Source organism: Actinokineospora globicatena, from assembly GCF_024171945.1.
In the GTDB taxonomy this organism is placed as follows: domain Bacteria; phylum Actinomycetota; class Actinomycetes; order Mycobacteriales; family Pseudonocardiaceae; genus Actinokineospora; species Actinokineospora globicatena.
Genome location: NZ_JAMTCR010000003.1, coordinates 405110 through 424200, shown reverse-complemented (window position 1 = coordinate 424200; position 19091 = coordinate 405110). Strand labels below are relative to the sequence as shown.

The window sequence follows — 19091 nt, the reverse complement described above, 5'->3', positions numbered from 1 at the left end:
GGTGTCGCTGTCGGCGGGGATGGTGTCGCTGTCGGCGGGGATGGTGTCGCTGTCGGCGGGGATGGTGTCGGCGCGGACGGTGTTGCTGTTGGCGGGGATGGGCAGGCCGAGGTTGCCGCGCAGGGTGTCGGCCTCGTACTCGGTGCGGTAGAGGCCGCGCTGCTGCAGCAGGGGGATCACGCCGTCGACGAACGCGGCGAGGTCGTCGTTGTTGCGGAAGGCGAGGTTGATGCCGTCGAAGGTGCCCGCGGCGAACCACTGCTCGATGGTGTCGGCGACGGTGCCGGGGGCGCCGACGAACGGCGAGACCTTGTGGTCGTTGAAGGATTCGACGACTTGCCGCAGGGTCAGGCCCTGCTCGGTGGCGCGCCCGATGATCCGCGCGGCGCCGGTGCGGCCGCCCTTCTCGGCCAGGTGCGCGACGTCGGGGAAGGGGGCGTCGGGGTCGTACTGGCTGAAGTCGTGGGCGCCGAAGGCCCGGCCGAGCAGGCCGACGTTGCGGTCGAAGTCGTCGTCCTCGGCGAGGATGTCCTTGGCGCGGCGCTGGGCGGCGGCGTCGGTGCCCGCGACGACGGGGCCGCCGTGGATGAAGATCTTGATGTGGTCGGGGTCGCGGCCTGCCTCGGCGGTGCGGCGCTTGATGTCGGCGTAGTAGGCGCGCGCGTCGTCGAACGAGCCGCCCGGGGCGTAGATGCCCTCGGCGACCTGCGCGGCGAGGTTGCGGCCCTCCTCCGACACCCCGGCCTGGAAGATCACCGGCTGGCCCTGCGGGGAGCGGGACAGGTTGAGCGGCCCGTCGACGCGGAAGTGCTCGCCGACGTGGTTGAGGGCGTGCAGCTTGCTCGGGTCGAGGAACACCCCGGTCTCGAGGTCGGCGGGGAACGCGTCGTCCTCGTAGGAATCCCACAGCCCGCGGATGACGCGCACCGCTTCGAGGGCGCGGCCGTAGCGGGTGGCGTAGTCGAGGTGTTCCTCGAGGCCGTAGTTGCGGCTGGTGCCGGTGTCGAAGCTGGTGACCACGTTCCACCCGGCGCGGCCGCCGCTGATGTGGTCGAGGGAGGCGAAGCGGCGGGCCAGGTTGAACGGCGAGTTGTAGGTGGAGCTCGCGGTCCCGACCAGCCCGATGTGCTTGGTGTGGGTCGCCACCGCGGAGAGCAGCGTCAGCGGTTCGAGCCGGTTGAGGTAGTGCGCCGGGTAGGTGGCGTTGATGAACTGGCTGTCGACGATGAACAACGCGTCGAACAGCGCGTGCTCGGCCGCCTGGGCTTGGGCGATGTAGTAGTTGATGTCGATGCTGGCGTTGGTGGCGACGCCGGGGTCCTTCCACAGGCCGTGCTGGCCGGGACCGCCGACGCCGTAGGGGTGCAGGGCGAGATGGATCTTGCGGGTCATGGGGTGGGGTCCCTTCACGCGTGGAGCAGCGCGCGCAGCGCCTCGCGTTCGGCGCGGCCCGCGGAGGCCGTGCGCAGCGTGGGCGCGGAGCTGATGAGCAGGCGGGTGTACGGGTGCCGGGGGGTGGCGACGACCTCGCGGGCCGTGCCGACCTCCACGAGCTCGCCCTGGTAGAGCACGGCGACCCGGTCGGCGATCCCGGCGACGGAGCCGAGGTCGTGGGAGATGAACACCAGGGCGATGCCGGTGGCCCGCAGGTCCTTGAGGATCTCCAGGACACCGACCCGGTTGGCGGCGTCGAGCGCGCTGACCGGTTCGTCGAGGATCACCAGCTTGGGCTCGGTGATCAACGCGCGGGCCACCGCGACGCGCTGCCGTTGCCCGCCGGAGAGCTGGGCGGGCAACCGGTCCAGGAGTTCGGTGTCGAGCCGTACCTTCGGCAGGAACGTGCGCGCCTTCGCGACGGCCTCCTCACGCGCGACGCCCTGGATGAGCAGCGGCTCGATGAGGGACTCGACGATGGGCAGGTCGGGGTCCAGGCTGCGCAACGGGTCCTGGAACACGTACTGCACCACGCCCCGGCGCCGCAGCGACCGCCACTGCCGGGCGCGGTACCCGCTGACGTCCTCGCCGTCGATGACGATCCGCCCCCCGGACGCCGGGACCAGGCCGAGCACGGCGCGGGCCAGGGTCGACTTGCCCGACCCGGTCTCGCCGATGAGCCCGAGGACCTCCCCCGGCTCCACCGCCAGCGACGCGCCCTTGAGCGCTTGACGGCGGCGACGCCCGAGTCCGTAGTGGACATCGAGGTCGGTGATCTGCAGAACCGTCACGGCCCCTCCCGGGTGAGGAACTTCTCCAGGCCGTACTGCTCGTGCTCGCTGATGAGCAGCCGGGTGTACTCGTGCTGGGGTTCGTAGAGCACGCGCGCGGTCGGGCCCTGCTCGACGACCTCGCCCTCGCGCATCACCAGCACCTCGTCGCACAGTTGCGCGACCACGGCCAGGTCGTGCGACACCACCACCAGCGCCAGGCCGGCGTTCTCCCGCAGGTCGGCCAACAGGTCGAGGATCTCGGCCTGCACGGTGACATCCAGCGCGGTCGTGGCCTCGTCGGCGATCAGGATCCGCGGGTCGGCGGCGATCGCCGCGGCGATCAGCACCCGCTGCAACATCCCACCGGAGAGCTCGTAGGCGTACTGCGAGTACACCAACTCCGGGTCCCGCAGGTGCACCGCCGCCAGCAACTCCACCGCGCGGCGCCGTGCCGCGCGCCGCTTGAGGCCCTTCTTCACCCGCACGACCTCGGCGATCTGCGGCCCCACCTGGATCGACGGGTTCAGGTAGGACGCCGGGTCCTGGAACACCGCGCTGATCGTCGACCCGCGCAGGTCGGTGAGCTGCTCGCGGGTCGCCGAGGCGATATCGACCCCGGCGACGTGGATGTCCCCGGAGCTGACCTCGAAGTGCTCGGGCAGCACACCCAGCACCGCCCGACACGTCAGCGTCTTGCCGCTGCCGGACTCGCCGACGATGCCGACCGCCTTGCCCGGGGTCAGCTCGAAGCTCACCCCCTTGACGAACTCGCGGTCGTCGACCTGCCCGCGCACGCGCACGTCGCGCACGGACAAGACCGGGTCGAGCGTGGTCGGGCTCGCAGCAATCTCGGTGGGGCTGGTCTCGGTGGGGCTGGTCTTGGTGAAGGTGGTCATGCCGTACCTCCTGCTGCGGCGGCCTGGTTGGCCCGGACCTTGCGGCTGTTGAGCAGGGCGCGACCCGCCTCGCCGGAGACGTCGCGGATCGCGTCGGCGAGCAGGTTGCTCGCCCACACCGTCGCCATGATCAGCAGCGCCGGGGCGAACGGCGCCCACGGCCGGTAGTCGAGGTAGCCCAGGTCGGAGGCCAGCAGCCCACCCCAGGTCGGCTCGGGCGGCTGCACACCGATGCCGAGGAACGACAGGCTGGAGACGATGATGAACCCGACGCCGAGGGTCTGGGCGAGCGCGACCGCGATCGGCGGCAGCACCTTGGCCCACACGTGGCGGCGGATGATCCACGGCAGCGACGCCCCGGAGATCAGCGCGGCCTCCACGTACTGCGAGCGGGCCACCGCCAGCGTCGCGGCCCGCGACACCCGGAAGAACAGCGGCGACACCAGCACCCCGGTGACCAGCATGGCCTGGGTGATGCCGTTGCCCAGCAGCGCGGTGATCGCCACCGCGAACAGCAGGAACGGCAGCGCGATGAGCGTGTCGGCGACCCGCAGGGTCACCCACTCGAACACCCGCCCCAGGTAAACCGACAGGATCCCGGGGATGGCGCCGACGACCAGCGCCATCAGCGTCACCTCCAGCGCCCCGACGACGCTGGCGCGGGACCCGTCGAGCAGCCGGGAGAACACGTCGCGACCGAGGTAGTCGGTGCCCAGCCAGTGGCTGCCGGAGATCCCGGCGAGGGTGTCGTCGCTGACCGCGAGCGGGTCGAGCGGGGCCAGCAGCGGCCCGAGGACCGCCAGCAGCGCGATGGCCAGCAGGATCGCGGCGCTGACGCGACCGGCGGTGAGGGAGAGCACTCGGCGGACCACGGCTCACACCCCCCGCAGCGCCGCGGGCGCCACCTTGCCGAGCACCACGTTGATGATCAGGTTGAACGTCACGACCATCACCACCGACACCACCAGCACCCCCTGCACAGCCGGAACGTCACCGGCTTGCGCCGAGTCGTTGGCGAAGCGGCCGAAGCCCTGCAACCCGAAGATCCACTCGGTGACCACCGACGCGCCGACCAGCGACGGGAACTTGATCCCCAGGGTCGCCAGCGCCGGTCCGACGCCGTTGCGCAGCACGTGCCGGAAGAACACCCGCCGCGGGCTCAGGCCCCGCACGACCGCGCCGAGCACGTAGTTCTCCCGGTAGGCCGACACCAGCCCGGTCCGCAGCTGCCGGGCGACGTCGGCGACGACGTCGAAGCTCAGCGCGAGCGCGGGCAGGATGACGTGCGCCAGCCACAGGTCCACGCCCTCGGTGATCGGGATGTAGCCGCCGGAGGGCAGCAGGTCCAGGCCGACGGCGAAGATCTCGACCAGCACGATGCCGACCACGAACGCGGGCATCACCGACACCACGGTGACGAACCCGGTGATGGCCCGGTCCACCCAGGTGGAGCGGCGCAGCGCGGCCAGGGTGCCCAGCGCGAACCCGAGCACCCCGCCCAGCACCAGCGCCAGCAGCGCCACCGACACGCTCACCCCGAGGCCCAGGCCGATGAGGGTGGCCACGTCGGCGCCGTTGACCCAGCTGGTGCCGAACTGGCCGTGCAGCACGTCGGTGAACCAGTCCCAGTACTGCACCAGGAACGGCCGGTCCAGGCCCCACTGGCTCTCGATGTTGTGGATGGCCTCCGGGGTGGCGCTCTCCCCGAGCTGCAGCCGCGCGGGCGACAGGCCGCTGAGCGAGCGCAACGCGAAGGTCACGAAGGTGGCGACGAAGAACACCGGCACGAAGATCGCGACCGACTTGCCGAGGGTGGTGAGGACCCGCCACCCTGCCTGGCGGGCCCGCACCCCCGTGACCGCACGGCCCGCGAGCGGGTCAGCGGCCACTGATCTTCACCCCGGTCCAGTCGATGTGCGCCGGGTTCTTGGGCAGGTTCGACACGGACTTGTTCTTCACGAACAGGTTCGGCGCGGAGTAGGTGAACACCAGCGCCTTGCTGTCGAGCCCGGCCTTGGTCGCCGCGCGCAGCGCGGTGGGGTAGTCGGGGGAGTCGAGCGGGGTCTGGCGGACCTTCGCCACGGCGGCCTCGAACCCGGCGGGCTCGTACGGGGTGCTCGGGTTGAGCGGCCCGTTGGGCCCGAAGTGCGCGGTCAGCGTCTGCACCGCGGAGTCGCGGCCGGTGGTGCCGTAGATCGACAGGGCGAGTTCCTTGGCGAAGAACGGCTTGGACCAGTTCTTGTCGACCTTGATGGTCAGCGTGATCCCGACCGCCGCCAGCTGCGACTGCACGATCTCGGAGGCGGGCTGCGCGTCGGGGATCACCAGGTCGAGCTTGATGTCACCGGGCTGGAACCCGGCCTCGGCCAGCAGCGCCTTGGACTTGGCCGGGTCATACGGCCACCGGTTCTTGGACTCCGGGTCGTAGGCGATGTAGCCCTCGGGGAACGGCTGGTCGGTGGGCTCGCCGAGACCGAAGGTCAGCTTGTCGACGAACTCCTTGCGGTTGATGGCGTGGCGCACCGCGTCGACGACCTTCGGGTTGTCGAACGGCGCCTTGTTGACGTTGATGCTGATGTTGGAGGCGTTGAACCCGGGCTGCACGAACACATCCAGCCCGGCCTTCTTCGCCGCGTCCGCCTGGCTCGGCGTCAGGTCGGCGAAGTTGTAGACCCCGGTCTGCAGACCGGAGACCACGGTGGAGGCGTCCGGCGCCGAGGTCAGCTCCACGTTGTCGATGTGGATGTTGGCCGCGTCCCAGTAGTCCGGGTTCTTCTTCAGCACCGCCTTGGTGCCCGGCACCAGCTGCGTGACCACGAACGGGCCAGCGCCGACCGGGTTCTGGTCGAGCTTGGCCGGGTCCTGGGCGGCCTTGGGGCTGCTGACCTGCAGCACCCGCTGCCCGAGCAGCTGCGGGATCTGGTGGTCGACCTGCGTGAGCTTGACGACGACGTCGAGCCCGGACGCGGTGACCTCCTTGATGGAGGTGAGGTCACCGAAGAGCGCCGAGTTCTTCTGGGTCTTGGCGCGCTCGATGGCGAACTTGATCGCGGCGCCGTCGACCGGCTCGCCGTCGGTGAACTTCAGGCCGGGCCGCAGGTGGAAGGTCACCTGGTCGCCCGCGGTGTTGTACTCCCAGTCCTTGGCCAGGTCCGGCACGGCCTTGCCCGACTCGTCGGTGCGCGTCAGCGACGCGTGCACCAGCGACAGCAACCGGAACTGGGCGCCGCTGCCGCTGACCACCGGGTCCCAGTGAGTGGGGAAGTAGGACGAGGCCCACTTGAGGGTGCTCGGGCCGCCCGCGGCGGCGGACGCGCCACCGTTGCCGCACGCGGAGACGGTGGACGCCAGTGTCGCCACGACGGCGATCCCGATGACGGCGCCGCGCAGACGGCGGGCGGTGGTGCGAACGGACATGTGCTGTCTTCCTCTTCGGGGGGATCTCGGGGAGCTGGGTTCCGCGCCGTTCACGCGCGCGGGGGTGGGGGTCACGGGACGAGGGCGGCGGTCGGGGCGGCGGGCTCCTCGGCCCGCTGCTCGGCTGGCGCCTCGGTGGCGTCTTGCTTGGCCGCTGTCTGGTCCGCTGTGTCTTGCTGGGCGGCGGCGTGCTGGCGGGCGGCGGTGTGGCGGTTCTCGGGGATCGGGAGACCGAGGTTGCCGCGCAGGGTGCTCGACTCGTACTCCGAGCGCACGACGCCACGTTCACGCAGGATCGGCAGCACCCGATCGGTGAACAGCGCGAACTCGCTGGGGGCGTTGATCACGACGTTGATGCCGTCGAAGCCGCCCTGCTCGAACCAGTGCTCGATGGTGTCGGCGACGGTGGTGGGGGAGCCGACGAAGGGGGAGCGGGCCGCGTCGGACAGGTGCTGCACCACCTGCCGCAGCGTGTACCCGTTGTCCTTGGCGAGCTTGCTGATGCCCTCGGCCTGGGTGCGGAAGCTGCGCTCACCGAGCGCGGCGACGTCGGGGAACGGCGCGTCGAGGTCGTACTGGGTGAAGTCGTGCCAGCCGAACGGGCGACCCAGTTCCTTGAGGGCGCGCTCGAAGCTGCGGCCACCGAGCTTGGCGTCCTCCTTGGCGCGGGCCTCCTCGTCGGTGTCGGCGATGACCAGCGAGATCCCGGGCAGGATCAGCACGTGGTCGGGGTTGCGGCCCTTCGCGGCGGCGCGCTCGCGCAACTCGGTCCGGAACGCCCGCGCCTTGTCGAGGGTGGGGGCGTGGGTGAAGATCACCTCGGCGACACTCGCCCCGAGGTCGCGGCCCTCCTCGGAGTCCCCGGCCTGGAAGATCACCGGCTGGCCCTGCGCCGAGCGCTCCAGGTTCAGCGGCCCGACCACCGAGAAGTACTCGCCCTTGTGGTCGAGCCGGTGCTGCTTGCTCGGGTCCAGGAACACCTTGGTGTCGCGGTCACGGGGGAACGCGTCGGCCTCGTAGGAATCCCACAGCCCTTGCGCGACCTGGACGTGCTCGCGGGCACGGCCGTAGCGGGTGGCGTAGTCGTAGTGCTCGTCACGGCTGTAGTTGCCCGCGGTACCCGCGTCGCCACTGGTCACCACGTTCCACCCCGCGCGCCCACCGCTGATGTGGTCGAGGGAGTACAGCCGCCGCGCCAGGTTGAACGGCTCGTTGTACGACGTGGTCGCCGTCCCCACCAGACCGATGTGGCTGGTGTGCACCGCCAACGCCGAGAGCAACGTCAACGGCTCCAAGCGGCTGAGGTAGTGGTTGGGGGAGTTCTCGGTGATGAACTGACTGTCCACGATGAACACCAGGTCGAACAGCGCCGCCTCCGCCTCCTTGGCGCGGGCGAGGTACCAGCCGATGTCCACACTGGCGTCGGCGGGGATCTCGGGGTCGAGCCAGGTGTTGTGCTGACCTGGCCCCCCGACCCCGAGCAGGACGGCGCCCAGTTTCAGGGTGCGACGAGACATGGTGATCCATTCCTGTGAAGGCGTGCGCGAGAACGCGACCCGGACGAGCCGGGGCGACGCGAGAGGACTGACCAGGGGTGGTGCCGCGAGCGCTACGGGAGCGACGTCGTCAGCGACAGCCGGAAGGCGAACAGATCGCCGTGCCACAGCGGGCGTTGTCCAACCAGCGACGGCACGTGAGCAGCGCGCTCATCACGTCAGCGGGTCGGTTCATGGCACTGAGCATGACGCGCGTGTCCAGTGGGTGTCCAACGATGTTTCATGATGCGGATTCATCGCGGAACGCGATCGGAGCTCGGGTAGCTTCCGACCCATGGCGAACGTCCTGGACATCCTCCCGTTGCGCAGCTTCGTCGCCGTCGCCGACCGGGGCGGCTTCCAACGCGCCGCCACCCACCTGCACCTGAGCCAGGCCGCGGTCAGCGGGCACGTCCGCAGGCTCGAGGCCGCCACCGGGCGGCGCCTGGTCGAACGCGACGGCCGCCGCTCCCGCTTCACCCCCGACGGCGACCGGCTCCTGGGCTACGCCAGGCGCATCCTCGCCCTGCACGACGAGTCCCTGCGCGCGCTGGGCGTGGACACCGACACCGCCATCGTCATCGGCTCCACCGAGCACGCCGCCGCGCAGCTGCTACCCCAGTTGAGCGCCACCCTCGAGGAGACACTGCCCGAGCACCGCGTCCGCTACCGCCTCGACCGCGGCACCGCGCTGCGCGACGCCCTCGGCGCGGGCCGCATGGACCTCGCGCTGCTGCTCGGCGCCACCGACGACCCCCGCGCCACCCTCGTCGGCGAACTCGACCTGACCTGGTACTCCGCCCCCGGCTGGGTCAGACCCGACGGCCCCGTACCCCTGGTCGCCTTCGACAACCCGTGCGCCCTGCGCACCGCCGCCCTCGAGACCCTCGCCGCGCACCGGCTCTCCGCCGAGATCGGCGCCGAGGCCAACCAACTCGCCGGTGTCCACGCCGCCACCGCCGCCGGTCTCGGTGTCGCCGTCCTCGCCACCTGCGGCACCACCCCCCAGGGCCTGGTACCCCGCCGCGACCTGCCCGTCCTCCCGCCGCTACCCCTCTACACGTGGCGCCGCCAAGACCTCGACCCCACCGTCCTGCGCCACGCCGTCACCGCCCTGCGCGACATCCTGTCCCCGAACCCCACCCCCCTCGCCCAAGGCGCCTGAGGCCGGGGGTCAGCCGGGGTGGATCTCGCGGATCCGGGCGGCCCAGTCCTCGGCACCGTCGCCCACGAACCCCGCACACACCAGCCGGGCCGGGAGCCGCGCGAGCTTGTCCCACTGGGCGGGATTGAGGATGAGCACCCGCAGGTCCAGATCGGCCAGCGCGGCGACATCGTCGACCTCGGTCGCTGACAGGTCAAGGCGAGTCAGCGCCGGGAGGGCCGCGAGATCGGCTGCCCGGACCGGCGCGCCGGTGACCGTCAGTTCCCAGAGCGTGGGATGACCGGCGAGCGCTGCCCAGTCGACACTGCCCGCGGTGATGGTGAGACTCTCCAGCAGCGGCGGCACCGACGCCCGGACGTGGCCCGTGGCGTTGACGAACAAGCGCCGCAACCGGGGCGTGCCCGCCAGGGCAGTGAGGTCGAGCGCGGTGGCCGTGTGCAGGGATAAGGCCTGCACGAGCAGGGGATCCGGGAACTCGGCAACCACCTCGGCCAGGGCGCGCCCAACCATCGCGAACGACTGGGGGTAGGAGGTGTGGAACTCGTCGATGAGGACACCGATGTCCTCGTACTCGTCGTCGTCCGGGTCCTCGTCCAGGTTCTCGATGAGGATCGGGTCGAACCGGTCAGCGCGGGCCGCCGCGACGACAGCCGCGAGCACCGAGGTCGCGGACTCGGCGACGTAGTCGACGGTGTTGTCGATGCCCCGGCCGGTCTTGAGCAACTGCCCGGACCGACCCAGCGGCCCCGGATCGAGGTCCACGACGAGGTTCCAGCCACCGCCATCGGTACCGACGATGATCCACCAGTCGTCGCGCGAGAGGCGCCGCACATACCCGGCGGGCTCGGACTCCAGCACCACGCGGTCGAGGTCGAACAGGCCGTCCTCGTAGCCGCCGACACCGGGACCATCGAACCCGTAGAGGTCCACGACCCGGTCCAGCGACATCAGGCTCCACCTGCCCAGCAACCCGATCTCGTCCGGGTCGTCACCGACGAGCAGGTACAACGCCCGGATGTCCTCGGGCAACCGCGCACCCAGCCGCGCCTCGGCGGCGGCCAAGTCGGCCTCGGTGACCGTGGTCCCGAACGCCGGCGGACGGCCCTTGATCCGCTCGTACTGGGCGGTGAACTCGTCGACGAGCTCGCTGACCCGGCGCAGCACCCCGGGGTCGGTCGGCTGCCCGGTGGGGTCGGCGGCGGCCGGTCGGGGCACGCCGGGCAGCGGGTGGTTCGGGTACCGGTAGTCCCGGTCCCACACGACCGCGGAGGGCCGTGACCCACGCCCTGGCACGAACTCGCTGACCACGTCCATCTCCTGTTCGCCGATGTGCCCGCGCAGTATCGCCGAGGGCCCCGACAATCAGGGCAGCAGCAGGCGCTCACCAGCGAGCAGACGGGACTGGAAGGCGTCCGCGTCGAGGTCGCCCTCGGGGGTGAGCAGTTCCGGGGTCAGCAGCTCGGACAGGGGAGTGGCGGTGTTGTCCACATGAGCCGCGTTGAGGGTCGCCGGGGTGAGACTGCCTGAGGCGGTGCCCGCGATGTGGTCGGGCTCGCTCTCCGAGAGCCACACCTGCACCGCCGCCCGCAGGTCGCCCTGGAACACCAGGTACTTGTCGGAGTACTCGCCGTAGACGACCTCCGCGGTGGTGTCGCCGGTGACGACGATCTTCGGGTCGCACGTGGTGTGCAAGCCGGCCATCCGCAGGTCACCGAGGACCACCAGCGCCGCGGCACCGTCGTCGACGTCGTAGAGACCACCGGTGATGGTCAGGTCACCGTCGACGATGTAGCCGATGTCCCAGTCCTCGACCTCGTCCCACGGAGCGGGCTCACCGCTGTTGAGCGGGAAGTTCCCGTCAACGACCGCGTCGCCGGTGTGCAGGGCGTAGCCGCCCTCGTAGAGGTTCTCCCACACCGACTTCGGCAGCCCCCGCCGCTCGAACAGATCGGTCGCCTCGTCCCAGGTGATGTACCGCGTGCTCACGGCGGCGACCCTATCGTCACACCCTGACGTAGTGGGAATCGACGCCAGGCTGACCGGTGTAGTTAGGACCCGCCCGATCATCGGCACCCAAGTACCGCAACGGCAACGACACGTCCCGACGCCCGGTCAGACTGATCCGCCGCCGCCGCGCGTCGTAGACGAACCCCGCCTCCCGCAACACGCCAGTCAACCTGCCGTGTCCGGTGTGGACCGTCCGCCAATCGAAATTGGCCACGAACAACCCACCACCGGTCAGCCACGACGCCACCCGCGTCAACAGCCCCAGCTTGTCACCGACGTAGTGCAACCCATGAACACACGTGATCAAGTCGAACGCCCCGTCCGGCTCCCACTCACCGACCGACGCCGTCACGAACTCCACACCACCCACCGCGGGGCCGGCGTAGAAGTCGACCAGATCCACCCCGGTGATCGACACCCCCGGCACCACCCGCGCGCACTCCACCAACGCCGCGCCACTGCCACAACACAGGTCCAACCACCGCGCCCCCGGCCGCACCACCCCCGCGACGTCGACCCCCAACTCACGGCCGTACCCGGCGAGCCCCCGCTCCCGGTTCATGTCCCGATTGGCCACCACCGAGGAGCTCTCCAGCTCCCGATCACCCAGTAACCGCGCCACACCACATCTTATCGACCAGCGCCGGAACCGCCCTCCTCGTCGCTGGAGGGCATGGGGATCATCAGCACAACCACCGCGGCGATCATCCCGATGAACACCACCAACGGCGCCCCCACCGCCACACCCGCCACCACACAGACACCGCCGGCGACCAGTGACAACATCAACGACAGCAACCTGGGTGCCTGGGTGCGCGCGGGCTCGCCCAACAACGACGCCAACTCGGGGGAGTCGGTCCCCAACCGGTCGGCGATCTCCTCGAGCGCCCGGCGCTCGTGGCTGCTCAATCCTCGCGGGTTCATCCACTCTCCCCTCGTCGGCGCGCGGGGGAGGGCACCGCGCTGACCACGAGACCGCACCTGGTCCTGCCCTGGACGTACCCGCCCGACGCCCAGAACACACACCTCGGCACCAAACTCGTGGGTCCCCGGACGGGACAGGCCATCCGGGGACCCAGAGCCGAGCGGTGGTTTACGTCGTCGGCGGGGCCGTGGTGGTGACCGGCGGCGTCGACGGCGGCAGGGTGGTTGACGGGGGACGGGTCGGCGGGACACCCGTGGGCGGAGTCGGCCAGGGCCCAGGGCCAGGCCCCGGACCTGGGCCGGGACCGGGGCCCTGGCTGTCGTCGTCGCCGACCTCGGTGTCGGACAGGTCCAGCGCGATGGTGAAGTCCGCCGTGTAGCCGTGGTGGGCGCGGCGCGGCCGCAACGTGAGCTGGTCACCGCCCTGCAGGTAGATGAAATCGGCGGCGTTGGTCGTGTCCGGCTTGCCCTTCGCCGCGTACGGCGGCTGCGCCAGGTACGCCGCGGTGAACGCGTCGGTGAAATACAACTGCGACGTGAACTCGTAAGGCTTACCGTCGGTCCCCGTCGTCTGCACCTTGATGTGGATGTGCACCGTCCGACCCCGGTACCACCCAGGCAGCACCGTGGTGAACCGCACCCGGCCACCCCGGTCCGACACCTGCAGGCCACGCAGGAACTTCTTGCCCGCCGACCCCTCACTCGCGATGTCGGAGTACACCCCGGCCGCGTCGCAGTGCCAGACGTCGACCACCGCGCCCTTGAGCGGCACACACCGCTTGTCCCGGATCGACAGCACCGACAGCCCCAACTCCAGCGGGATACCGGGGGAGCGGACCCCGGTCGCCGGGTCCGACCGGATGTCGGACCGGTTGAGGCCCTCGTCCACGAAGTACGGCCCCTCCACCTGCTCAGGCCGCGCGACGCAGTCCACGTCGCAATCCCCACCACCGGCCACCCCGACCTCGGAGGACCCTGTGGACGCGGCCGCGGCGACCCCCGACCCGACCGCCGTCAACGCCGCACCCGCGAGCCCCAACACCGCCAACGCGTGCCGCCTGCCCAAGACGCGACCGACTGGTTCGTCGTCATCGTGCATGGTGAATGCTCCTAACTCACTGTGCCAGTTCGGATACCAGCGGTGAGCAAGCTAGGAGCGCTGTCTAGGAACCCGGTGTGCGCGAGCTGTGAGGTACTTGTGTGAACGCCATCCCCACTTGCCAATCCCTCACAACCTGATGTGCCGCGCCCCCACCACCGCCCGCCGCACCCACCCGCGTACAGCGGAATCCGTGTCCGGCACCGCCGCCACCCCGACCTCCGTCGCGATCAGGTCCACCACCTGCCGCAACGACAATTCATCAGTCCACACATGGGTCGCGAACCCCGGCTCCTGGAGCCGCTCCAGACACCGGTCCAGGTTCGCCAACGCGAAACTCTCCCGCCGCAACGCCGCCCCACGACCCGCCACCCACGCCACCGCGTGCCCGAACCCGCGCTCTGCCAGCCGATCCACGACCGTCTCCCGCTCGGCCAACAACGCGAAGTGCCGCACGTCGTGCCCCAACCCGCGCAACCCACCCACGACCTCGTCGAAGTACGCGGGCTCCACCAGCGTCATCGGCGCCACCACGACCCCCTCGTGCCGTCGCAGCACCAGGTCCAGCACCTCCACCACACCCGCCCGCCACGACCGCAGGTCCTGGAAGTCCTCCCGCAACCACCGCGGCATCGCCCGGTGCAACCCGAACCCCACAGCCTCCGGATCACACACCACACCACCAGGCACCCGACGCGCCAACTCCCACGCCGTCTGCGTCTTCCCCACCCCGAACGGCCCGTTCACCCACACCAACATGTGCCCGTTCGTACCAGAGCCACCCGGCCTCGCACGGTCCCCCGAGCTCCCCAGAGAACCGCCCAAACCCGTTATCAGATCGCCCTCGTGGTCCGATGTGTCTACGAACCCGTCGCCTCGTCAGTGGCCACCCGATACCCAACTCTCCGGCGACTCCCACGCCGCCAACCGCAACCGGCTCTCGAACCGACGCCGCACCCCCGACACCGGATCCGGGAACTCCAACACCCGCGCCAACAACTGCAACGGTCGCGAGAAGTCGTCGAGCGGCCGGTCGGTCAGCACCGGGTAGAAGTCATCACCCAGGATCGGCACCCCCAGACCCGCCATGTGCAACCGCAGCTGATGCGTCCGCCCCGTCACCGGCGTCAACCGGTACCGCCCCAGATCACCACGCCGCTCCACGAGCTCCACCACCGTCTCGGCGTTCGGCTCACCATCCACCTCGAACGCCCGGATCACCCCGCGCTCCTTCACGATCCGCGACCGCACCGTCCTCGGGAACCCCGCACCCACCGGCGCGACCGCCTCGTACTCCTTCGACACCAACCGATCCCGGAACAACGTCTGATAACGCCCCCGCGCCTCCGGCCGCACCACGAACAACAACAACCCCGCCGTCACCCGGTCCAACCGGTGCGCCGGACTCAACGACGCGATCCCCAACTGCCGCCGCAACCGCACCAACGCCGTCTCCACCACGTGCTTGCCCCGCGGGATCGACGCCAGGAAATGCGGCTTGTCCACCACCACGATGTCCTCGTCCTGGTGCACCACCGCCACCTCGAACGGCACCGGCACCTCCACCGGCAGATCCCGGTGGAACCACACCACCGCCCCCGGCACGAACGGCGCGTCCACCCCCACCGGCCCGTCAGACCCGACGATCCGACCCTCCCGCAACATCGCCTCGATCCGCCCCGGCTCCACCCTGGGCAACCGCTCCACCAGGTGCTCCAACGCCGTCGCCCAAGTCCCCACGACCGGGAACCTGAGCCTCGCCGCATCCAACCCATGCCGCTGGGGGAGCGGGGACACCACCTTGCGCCTCACCACTCCCGCAGCCTAGACACCCCCACACCCACCCCTCCGCCCGCAAGCGCGCCCCTCGCCCGCAGCCCGCTTACCTGAAGACTCCGCCTTCCCCAGCGCTCGCCGGGAGACTCCACCTGCCTCACCCACCCCTCAGCCCCGAGCCCACCCCGGCTCGCTCGCCTGCGGCTCCGCCCGCCTCACGCCTATCCACCACCACAAGCCAACCGCCCCACCAATTTCCTCCGCGCCCCGCCCAACACCCCCTTCTGCACCCCTTCCCACCTCTCCACCTGCGGATTGACCGCCCACCCCTTGCCGATATCCACTCCGATGGGTGACAAAAGTTATCCACATGTGGATCTCCGCAGGGGTCGGTTCAAGATCGACTGTCGGGGGGTGCCGGTAGACTGGCCCAGGGACGCCCCCCGGAGAGGGTGGGGGCCGGGCACTCGCTTTTCGCGCGCGCGAGGCGCTGTTTCAGGGCCCGGTTCGAGGGTGTGGCGGAGGCTGTTTTCGCAGGTCAAGATGAGGGAGTCGGGCCTCTGTGGGGTCGAAACAGGGGAGTAGGCCAGGTAGAGGCGGCGGGTCCAAGATCACCGACTGGGCGAGGGAATTGACTCGATCGTCTCGGTGCATGCCGCGCGCCCTGGGCTAGGGGCGATCCTGAGCCAGGTGCCAGACGGGTCGCGGCCGACCGACACGCCACGAGAACGCCAAGAACGCCTGTGACAGTGACAGTGCCGATTGCCGGTCCGAGCGCACCGCAGAGATCGCCGCCCAGTGGCGCCGACAGCGAGCCGGCCGAGGCTCGCGTCCGAGCGCCTCGGCGGCTGTTCGGGGTTGGGCCGCTTGGGCGCGCAGTTGGCCGCCGCGTGGGACGTGGACAGCGACCGGGGAGCGTCCTGATCGGTGCTACTTGACATAATGTAGATTATCAACCAAATCATGACCTGAGGATCCAGCGGTCGAAGGGGGCGTCGCACAGTGTCTATACGTCACTGTGACGATTCGCGGTTGGTATGCGGCACGGCGCTGCCAGAGCCCTCGGGTCGACCGTCCGGCCGCGGCGAGTCGGCCCGCCCGCCAGGGGCAGGCGGGCGGCCGCGCGAGAGGCGTGTAAGGCGTGCGAACACGCGTCGTCCCCTGGGCCTGGTGATCACCCGCTCCGGGCCTCTCGAACACCTGTTTGATGGATAATCGCGCTTATGCATGCGATGGCGGGAGTGTCGGGGTGATCGGGTATGTACAGGGGGTGATGTTGATCGAGGCGCAGGACGCCTTCTTCCTGGCTCGGCGGTCTCGGAAGGACTCGCCGCACACGACGGTGGCGTACCGGCGGGATCTGGCCGGGGTGAACGCGCTCGTGGCGGAGGCCGTGGGTGCCGAGGTCGACCGGGTGGCGCTGGACGCGGTCAACGCGAAGGTGTTGCGGGAGGCGTTCGGGCGGTTCGCGGACACGCACGCCAAGAGTTCGGTGGCGCGGGCCTGGTCGACGTGGAACCAGTTCTTCCAGTTCTGCGTGGCCGACGAGATCGTGTTCGGCAACCCGATGGGCGCGATCGGCCGGCCGCGGCCCGCTCCCCTCTCCCCCAAGCCGCTGCGTGGTGAGGGCACGCCGGAGCAGCTGCTGGAGGCCGTCGCCGGTGGTGCGCGCAAGGCCAGGGCGCCGTGGCCGGAGCGGGACCTGCTGGTGTTGGCGTTGGGCCTGGTGGCGGGGTTGCGGGCCTCGGAGATGCGGGCGTTGCGGCGGTCGTCGGTGGTGGGGCGGGCCGGTGAGCGGCGGTTGTTCGTGCACGGCAAGGCGAACCGGGAGCGGTCGATCCCGATCGAGGTGCCGTTGGAGCGGGTGATCGAGGCGTACCTGGCGTCGTGCGCGTCGCGGTTCCCGGTGGCGCGCTTCGCCGACGAGTCGCCGCTGGTGTTGGGGTCCGACGGCGGCGGGATCGGGCGGGGCGCGTTGGACTACCTGGTGAAGGCGTGCTTCCGGGCGGCGGGCATGCACGACCGGGTGCCCGCGGGGGCGAACCTGCACGCGTTGCGGCACACGTTCGCGACGCGGTTGGCCGAGGACGGCGCGAACGCGGTGGAGATCATGCTGCTGCTGGGGCACGCGAGCCTGAACACCAGCCAGAACTACATCGACGCGACGGGGGCGCAGCGGCGGGCGGCGGCGGCGAGCAACCGCACGTACCGGGCGCTGGCGGGTTTGACCGAGCGTGACGGTGATGGCTCAGCTCCCCCGGTGCCCGGCCGATGAGGTGATCACCGGCGCGTGCGGCGCGGGTACTGGTGGAGATGGGGCGAGGTCATGCGGGTGCTCGACGACCGTTCGGTGCGGGTCAAGGTCCTCGCGGTGGTGGCGGTGGCGGCGGTCGGGATCGTGGCGGCCGCGGTGACGTCCCGGGTGAGCATGGGCACGATGGACGAGAGCGTGAACGCGCTCTACGCCTCGGGTGCGGCGCCGGGTCAGCAGGAGTCGCTGGTGCACCAGCAGGAGATCAAGGTCCGGATGGACCTGATGGCGCACGTCGCCGCTCCCCCGGCTCAGCGCGCGGCGTGGGAGAAGGCGATCACGGCGGACGAGGCGGAGTTGGACGCGGCGGTCGCGGCGTACGACTCGGCGGTGGGGAACTCGACGGATCTGGCGCCGTTCGTGGCGGCGTGGGGGCGGGTGCGGTCGCAGTACCAGCAGGTGTTGTTGCCCGCAGCGCGCTCCGGTGACCAGGCGGCGTGGTGGGCGGCGTACAGCGAGCAGGTGGCGCCGACGATCAAGCAGGCGGCGTCGGCGTTGGACGAGTTGGAGGCGCGTCGGGGCGTGGACAGCGCGGCGTGGCGGGCGGCGTCGGAGGACGCGTACTCGTCTGGTGCGTTGTGGACGTTGCTGGTGGCGCTGGTGGCGGTCTTGGCGGCGTTGGGGTTGGGGTTGGTGGTGACGCGGCGGATCGTGGGTCCGTTGGGTCGGGTGGCTGAGGTGTTGCGGTCGTTCGCGCGGGGTGATCTGACGGTGCGGGTGGCGGTGTCGGGTCGTGACGAGGTGGGGCGGATGGCGGAGACGGTGAACGAGGCCGTGGGGACCATCGGTGAGGCGTTGGGTGAGATCGAGCGGTCGGCGGCGGAGTTGCGGGTCGCGTCGGGTCGGGTGGCGTCGGCGAGTGGGCGGATGGCGAAGGACGCGGAGAGTGGTCGGGACCGGGCTGGTGAGGTGACGGGGTCGGCGGCGTCGGTGACGCGCAACGTGCAGTCGGTGGCGGCGGGGTCGGAGCAGATGAGCGCGGCGGTGGGGGCGATCGCGGAGAGCGCGGGGCACGCGGTGCGGGTGGTGGAGCGCGCGGTGGTGGCGGCGCGGGGGACGACGGAGACGGTGAGCCGGTTGGGGTCGTCGAGTGAGGAGATCGGGGCGGTGGTGAAGGCGATCTCGGCGATCGCGGGTCAGACGAACCTGTTGGCGTTGAACGCGACGATCGAGGCGGCGCGGGCTGGGGAGGCCGGTAAGGGGTTCGCGGTGGTGGCCAGTGAGGTGAAGGACTTGGCGCAGGCGACGGCGCGGGCGACGGAGGACATCTCGCGTCGGGTGGAGGCGATCCAGGCGGACACGGGCGCGGCGGTGGCGGCGATCGCGGAGATCAGCGGCATCATCGGCGAGGTGAACGACCACCAGCTGACGATCGCGGCGGCGGTGGAGCAGCAGGAGGCCACCACCGGCGAGATGAACCGAAGCCTGAGCGCCGCGGCGGACGGCTCGTCGGAGATCTCGACCCACATCCGCGAGGTCGCGGCGGTGGCGGAGTCGGTCGCGGAGGGCGCAGGCGAGACGAAGGGCGCGGCGCGGGAGCTGTCACTCCTGTCAGCCCGCCTCAACGGCCTGGTGTCGCGGTTCCGCACCCAGTGACGGTTCCTGGTTGATGCACGGTGTGGTTGGTCGGCGATGGCGACGCAGACCAGCGCCGACCTCGCCACGACCGCTTAAGGCAACGGGTCCAGCGCCGTGGTCGGTGCGGTGAACGCGGTGCTGGGTGGTTCAGTGGGGTTTCCCGGGTCTCCTTGAGG

17 protein-coding genes are annotated in these 19091 nt (G+C 70.6%); 3 read left to right on the top strand and 14 right to left on the bottom strand.

Annotated elements, in window-relative coordinates:
* The 7 genes from LV79_RS15255 to LV79_RS15225 form a co-directional block, all read right to left on the bottom strand.
* On the bottom strand, positions 1–1392 hold a 1392-nt coding region (locus tag LV79_RS15255), incomplete at its 3' end, for an NtaA/DmoA family FMN-dependent monooxygenase (RefSeq protein ID WP_253836942.1).
* Positions 1393–1406: 14 nt separating this feature from the next.
* A complete protein-coding gene (locus LV79_RS15250; protein WP_253836940.1) occupies positions 1407–2225 on the bottom strand; it encodes an ABC transporter ATP-binding protein in 819 nt (272 codons plus the stop codon).
* The gene (locus LV79_RS15245) at positions 2222–3103 is read right to left on the bottom strand and encodes an ABC transporter ATP-binding protein (protein WP_253836938.1); all 882 of its coding nucleotides are present in this window, start codon (positions 3101–3103) and stop codon (positions 2222–2224) included. Before LV79_RS15245 ends, LV79_RS15250 begins: the two co-directional genes overlap by 4 nt.
* Positions 3100–3975, bottom strand: coding sequence for an ABC transporter permease (locus LV79_RS15240; protein ID WP_253836936.1), 876 nt, complete (start codon positions 3973–3975; stop codon positions 3100–3102). The genes LV79_RS15245 and LV79_RS15240 overlap by 4 nt, the downstream gene beginning before the upstream one ends.
* 3 nt (positions 3976–3978) lie before the next feature.
* Complete coding sequence (locus tag LV79_RS34465) at positions 3979–4992, bottom strand: ABC transporter permease (protein WP_253836934.1); 1014 nt, start codon at positions 4990–4992, stop codon at positions 3979–3981.
* A complete protein-coding gene (locus tag LV79_RS15230; RefSeq protein ID WP_253836932.1) occupies positions 4982–6520 on the bottom strand; it encodes an ABC transporter substrate-binding protein in 1539 nt (512 codons plus the stop codon). The genes LV79_RS34465 and LV79_RS15230 overlap by 11 nt, the downstream gene beginning before the upstream one ends.
* 71 nt (positions 6521–6591) lie before the next feature.
* Entirely contained in the window at positions 6592–8037 is a 1446-nt protein-coding gene (locus tag LV79_RS15225) for an LLM class flavin-dependent oxidoreductase (RefSeq protein WP_253836930.1), read from the bottom strand.
* Between the two features lie 313 nt (positions 8038–8350).
* Here LV79_RS15225 and LV79_RS15220 point away from each other — a divergent pair, with 313 nt between their 5' ends.
* On the top strand, positions 8351–9220 hold the full coding sequence (locus LV79_RS15220; RefSeq protein WP_253836928.1) for a LysR family transcriptional regulator: 870 nt from the start codon (positions 8351–8353) through the stop codon (positions 9218–9220).
* Between the two features lie 9 nt (positions 9221–9229).
* Here the strand turns inward: LV79_RS15220 and LV79_RS15215 are convergent, their stop codons facing one another.
* The 7 genes from LV79_RS15215 to LV79_RS15185 form a co-directional block, all read right to left on the bottom strand.
* The gene (locus LV79_RS15215; protein WP_253836926.1) at positions 9230–10528 is read right to left on the bottom strand and encodes an SMI1/KNR4 family protein; all 1299 of its coding nucleotides are present in this window, start codon (positions 10526–10528) and stop codon (positions 9230–9232) included.
* A gap of 54 nt (positions 10529–10582) precedes the next feature.
* Positions 10583–11206 (bottom strand): HtaA domain-containing protein, encoded by a 624-nt coding sequence (locus LV79_RS15210; RefSeq protein WP_253836924.1) that lies wholly within the window; start codon positions 11204–11206, stop codon positions 10583–10585.
* Between the two features lie 16 nt (positions 11207–11222).
* A complete protein-coding gene (locus tag LV79_RS15205) occupies positions 11223–11849 on the bottom strand; it encodes a class I SAM-dependent methyltransferase (protein WP_253836922.1) in 627 nt (208 codons plus the stop codon).
* Between the two features lie 8 nt (positions 11850–11857).
* On the bottom strand, positions 11858–12151 hold the full coding sequence (locus LV79_RS15200) for a DUF3040 domain-containing protein (protein WP_253836920.1): 294 nt from the start codon (positions 12149–12151) through the stop codon (positions 11858–11860).
* Positions 12152–12320: 169 nt separating this feature from the next.
* The gene (locus LV79_RS15195; RefSeq protein ID WP_253836912.1) at positions 12321–13250 is read right to left on the bottom strand and encodes a dioxygenase family protein; all 930 of its coding nucleotides are present in this window, start codon (positions 13248–13250) and stop codon (positions 12321–12323) included.
* A gap of 129 nt (positions 13251–13379) precedes the next feature.
* Positions 13380–13997: an AAA family ATPase gene (locus LV79_RS15190; protein ID WP_253836910.1), complete on the bottom strand. Its 618-nt coding sequence runs from the start codon at positions 13995–13997 to the stop codon at positions 13380–13382.
* A gap of 132 nt (positions 13998–14129) precedes the next feature.
* Positions 14130–15062: an RluA family pseudouridine synthase gene (locus tag LV79_RS15185; RefSeq protein WP_253836908.1), complete on the bottom strand. Its 933-nt coding sequence runs from the start codon at positions 15060–15062 to the stop codon at positions 14130–14132.
* A 1237-nt stretch (positions 15063–16299) separates the two neighbouring features.
* On the opposite strand from LV79_RS15185, the gene LV79_RS15180 reads away from it, so the two are divergent.
* Together LV79_RS15180 and LV79_RS33885 are read left to right on the top strand one after the other, a co-directional pair.
* Positions 16300–17301: a tyrosine-type recombinase/integrase gene (locus LV79_RS15180; RefSeq protein WP_253838515.1), complete on the top strand. Its 1002-nt coding sequence runs from the start codon at positions 16300–16302 to the stop codon at positions 17299–17301.
* Between the two features lie 15 nt (positions 17302–17316).
* A complete protein-coding gene (locus LV79_RS33885; protein ID WP_285470146.1) occupies positions 17317–18933 on the top strand; it encodes a methyl-accepting chemotaxis protein in 1617 nt (538 codons plus the stop codon).
* Positions 18934–19091 lie beyond the last annotated feature (158 nt).

Bases quoted from the DNA above. Each gene is read 5' to 3' on its own strand.
- LV79_RS15195 (WP_253836912.1), bottom strand. From the start codon at position 13,250: ATGCACGATGACGACGAACCAGTCGGTCGCGTCTTGGGCAGGCGGCAC.
- LV79_RS15245 (WP_253836938.1), bottom strand. From the start codon at position 3,103: ATGACCACCTTCACCAAGACCAGCCCCACCGAGACCAGCCCCACCGAG.
- LV79_RS15220 (WP_253836928.1), top strand. From the start codon at position 8,351: ATGGCGAACGTCCTGGACATCCTCCCGTTGCGCAGCTTCGTCGCCGTC.
- LV79_RS15225 (WP_253836930.1), bottom strand. From the start codon at position 8,037: ATGTCTCGTCGCACCCTGAAACTGGGCGCCGTCCTGCTCGGGGTCGGG.
- LV79_RS15230 (WP_253836932.1), bottom strand. From the start codon at position 6,520: ATGTCCGTTCGCACCACCGCCCGCCGTCTGCGCGGCGCCGTCATCGGG.
- LV79_RS15200 (WP_253836920.1), bottom strand. From the start codon at position 12,151: ATGAACCCGCGAGGATTGAGCAGCCACGAGCGCCGGGCGCTCGAGGAG.
- LV79_RS15180 (WP_253838515.1), top strand. From the start codon at position 16,300: ATGTTGATCGAGGCGCAGGACGCCTTCTTCCTGGCTCGGCGGTCTCGG.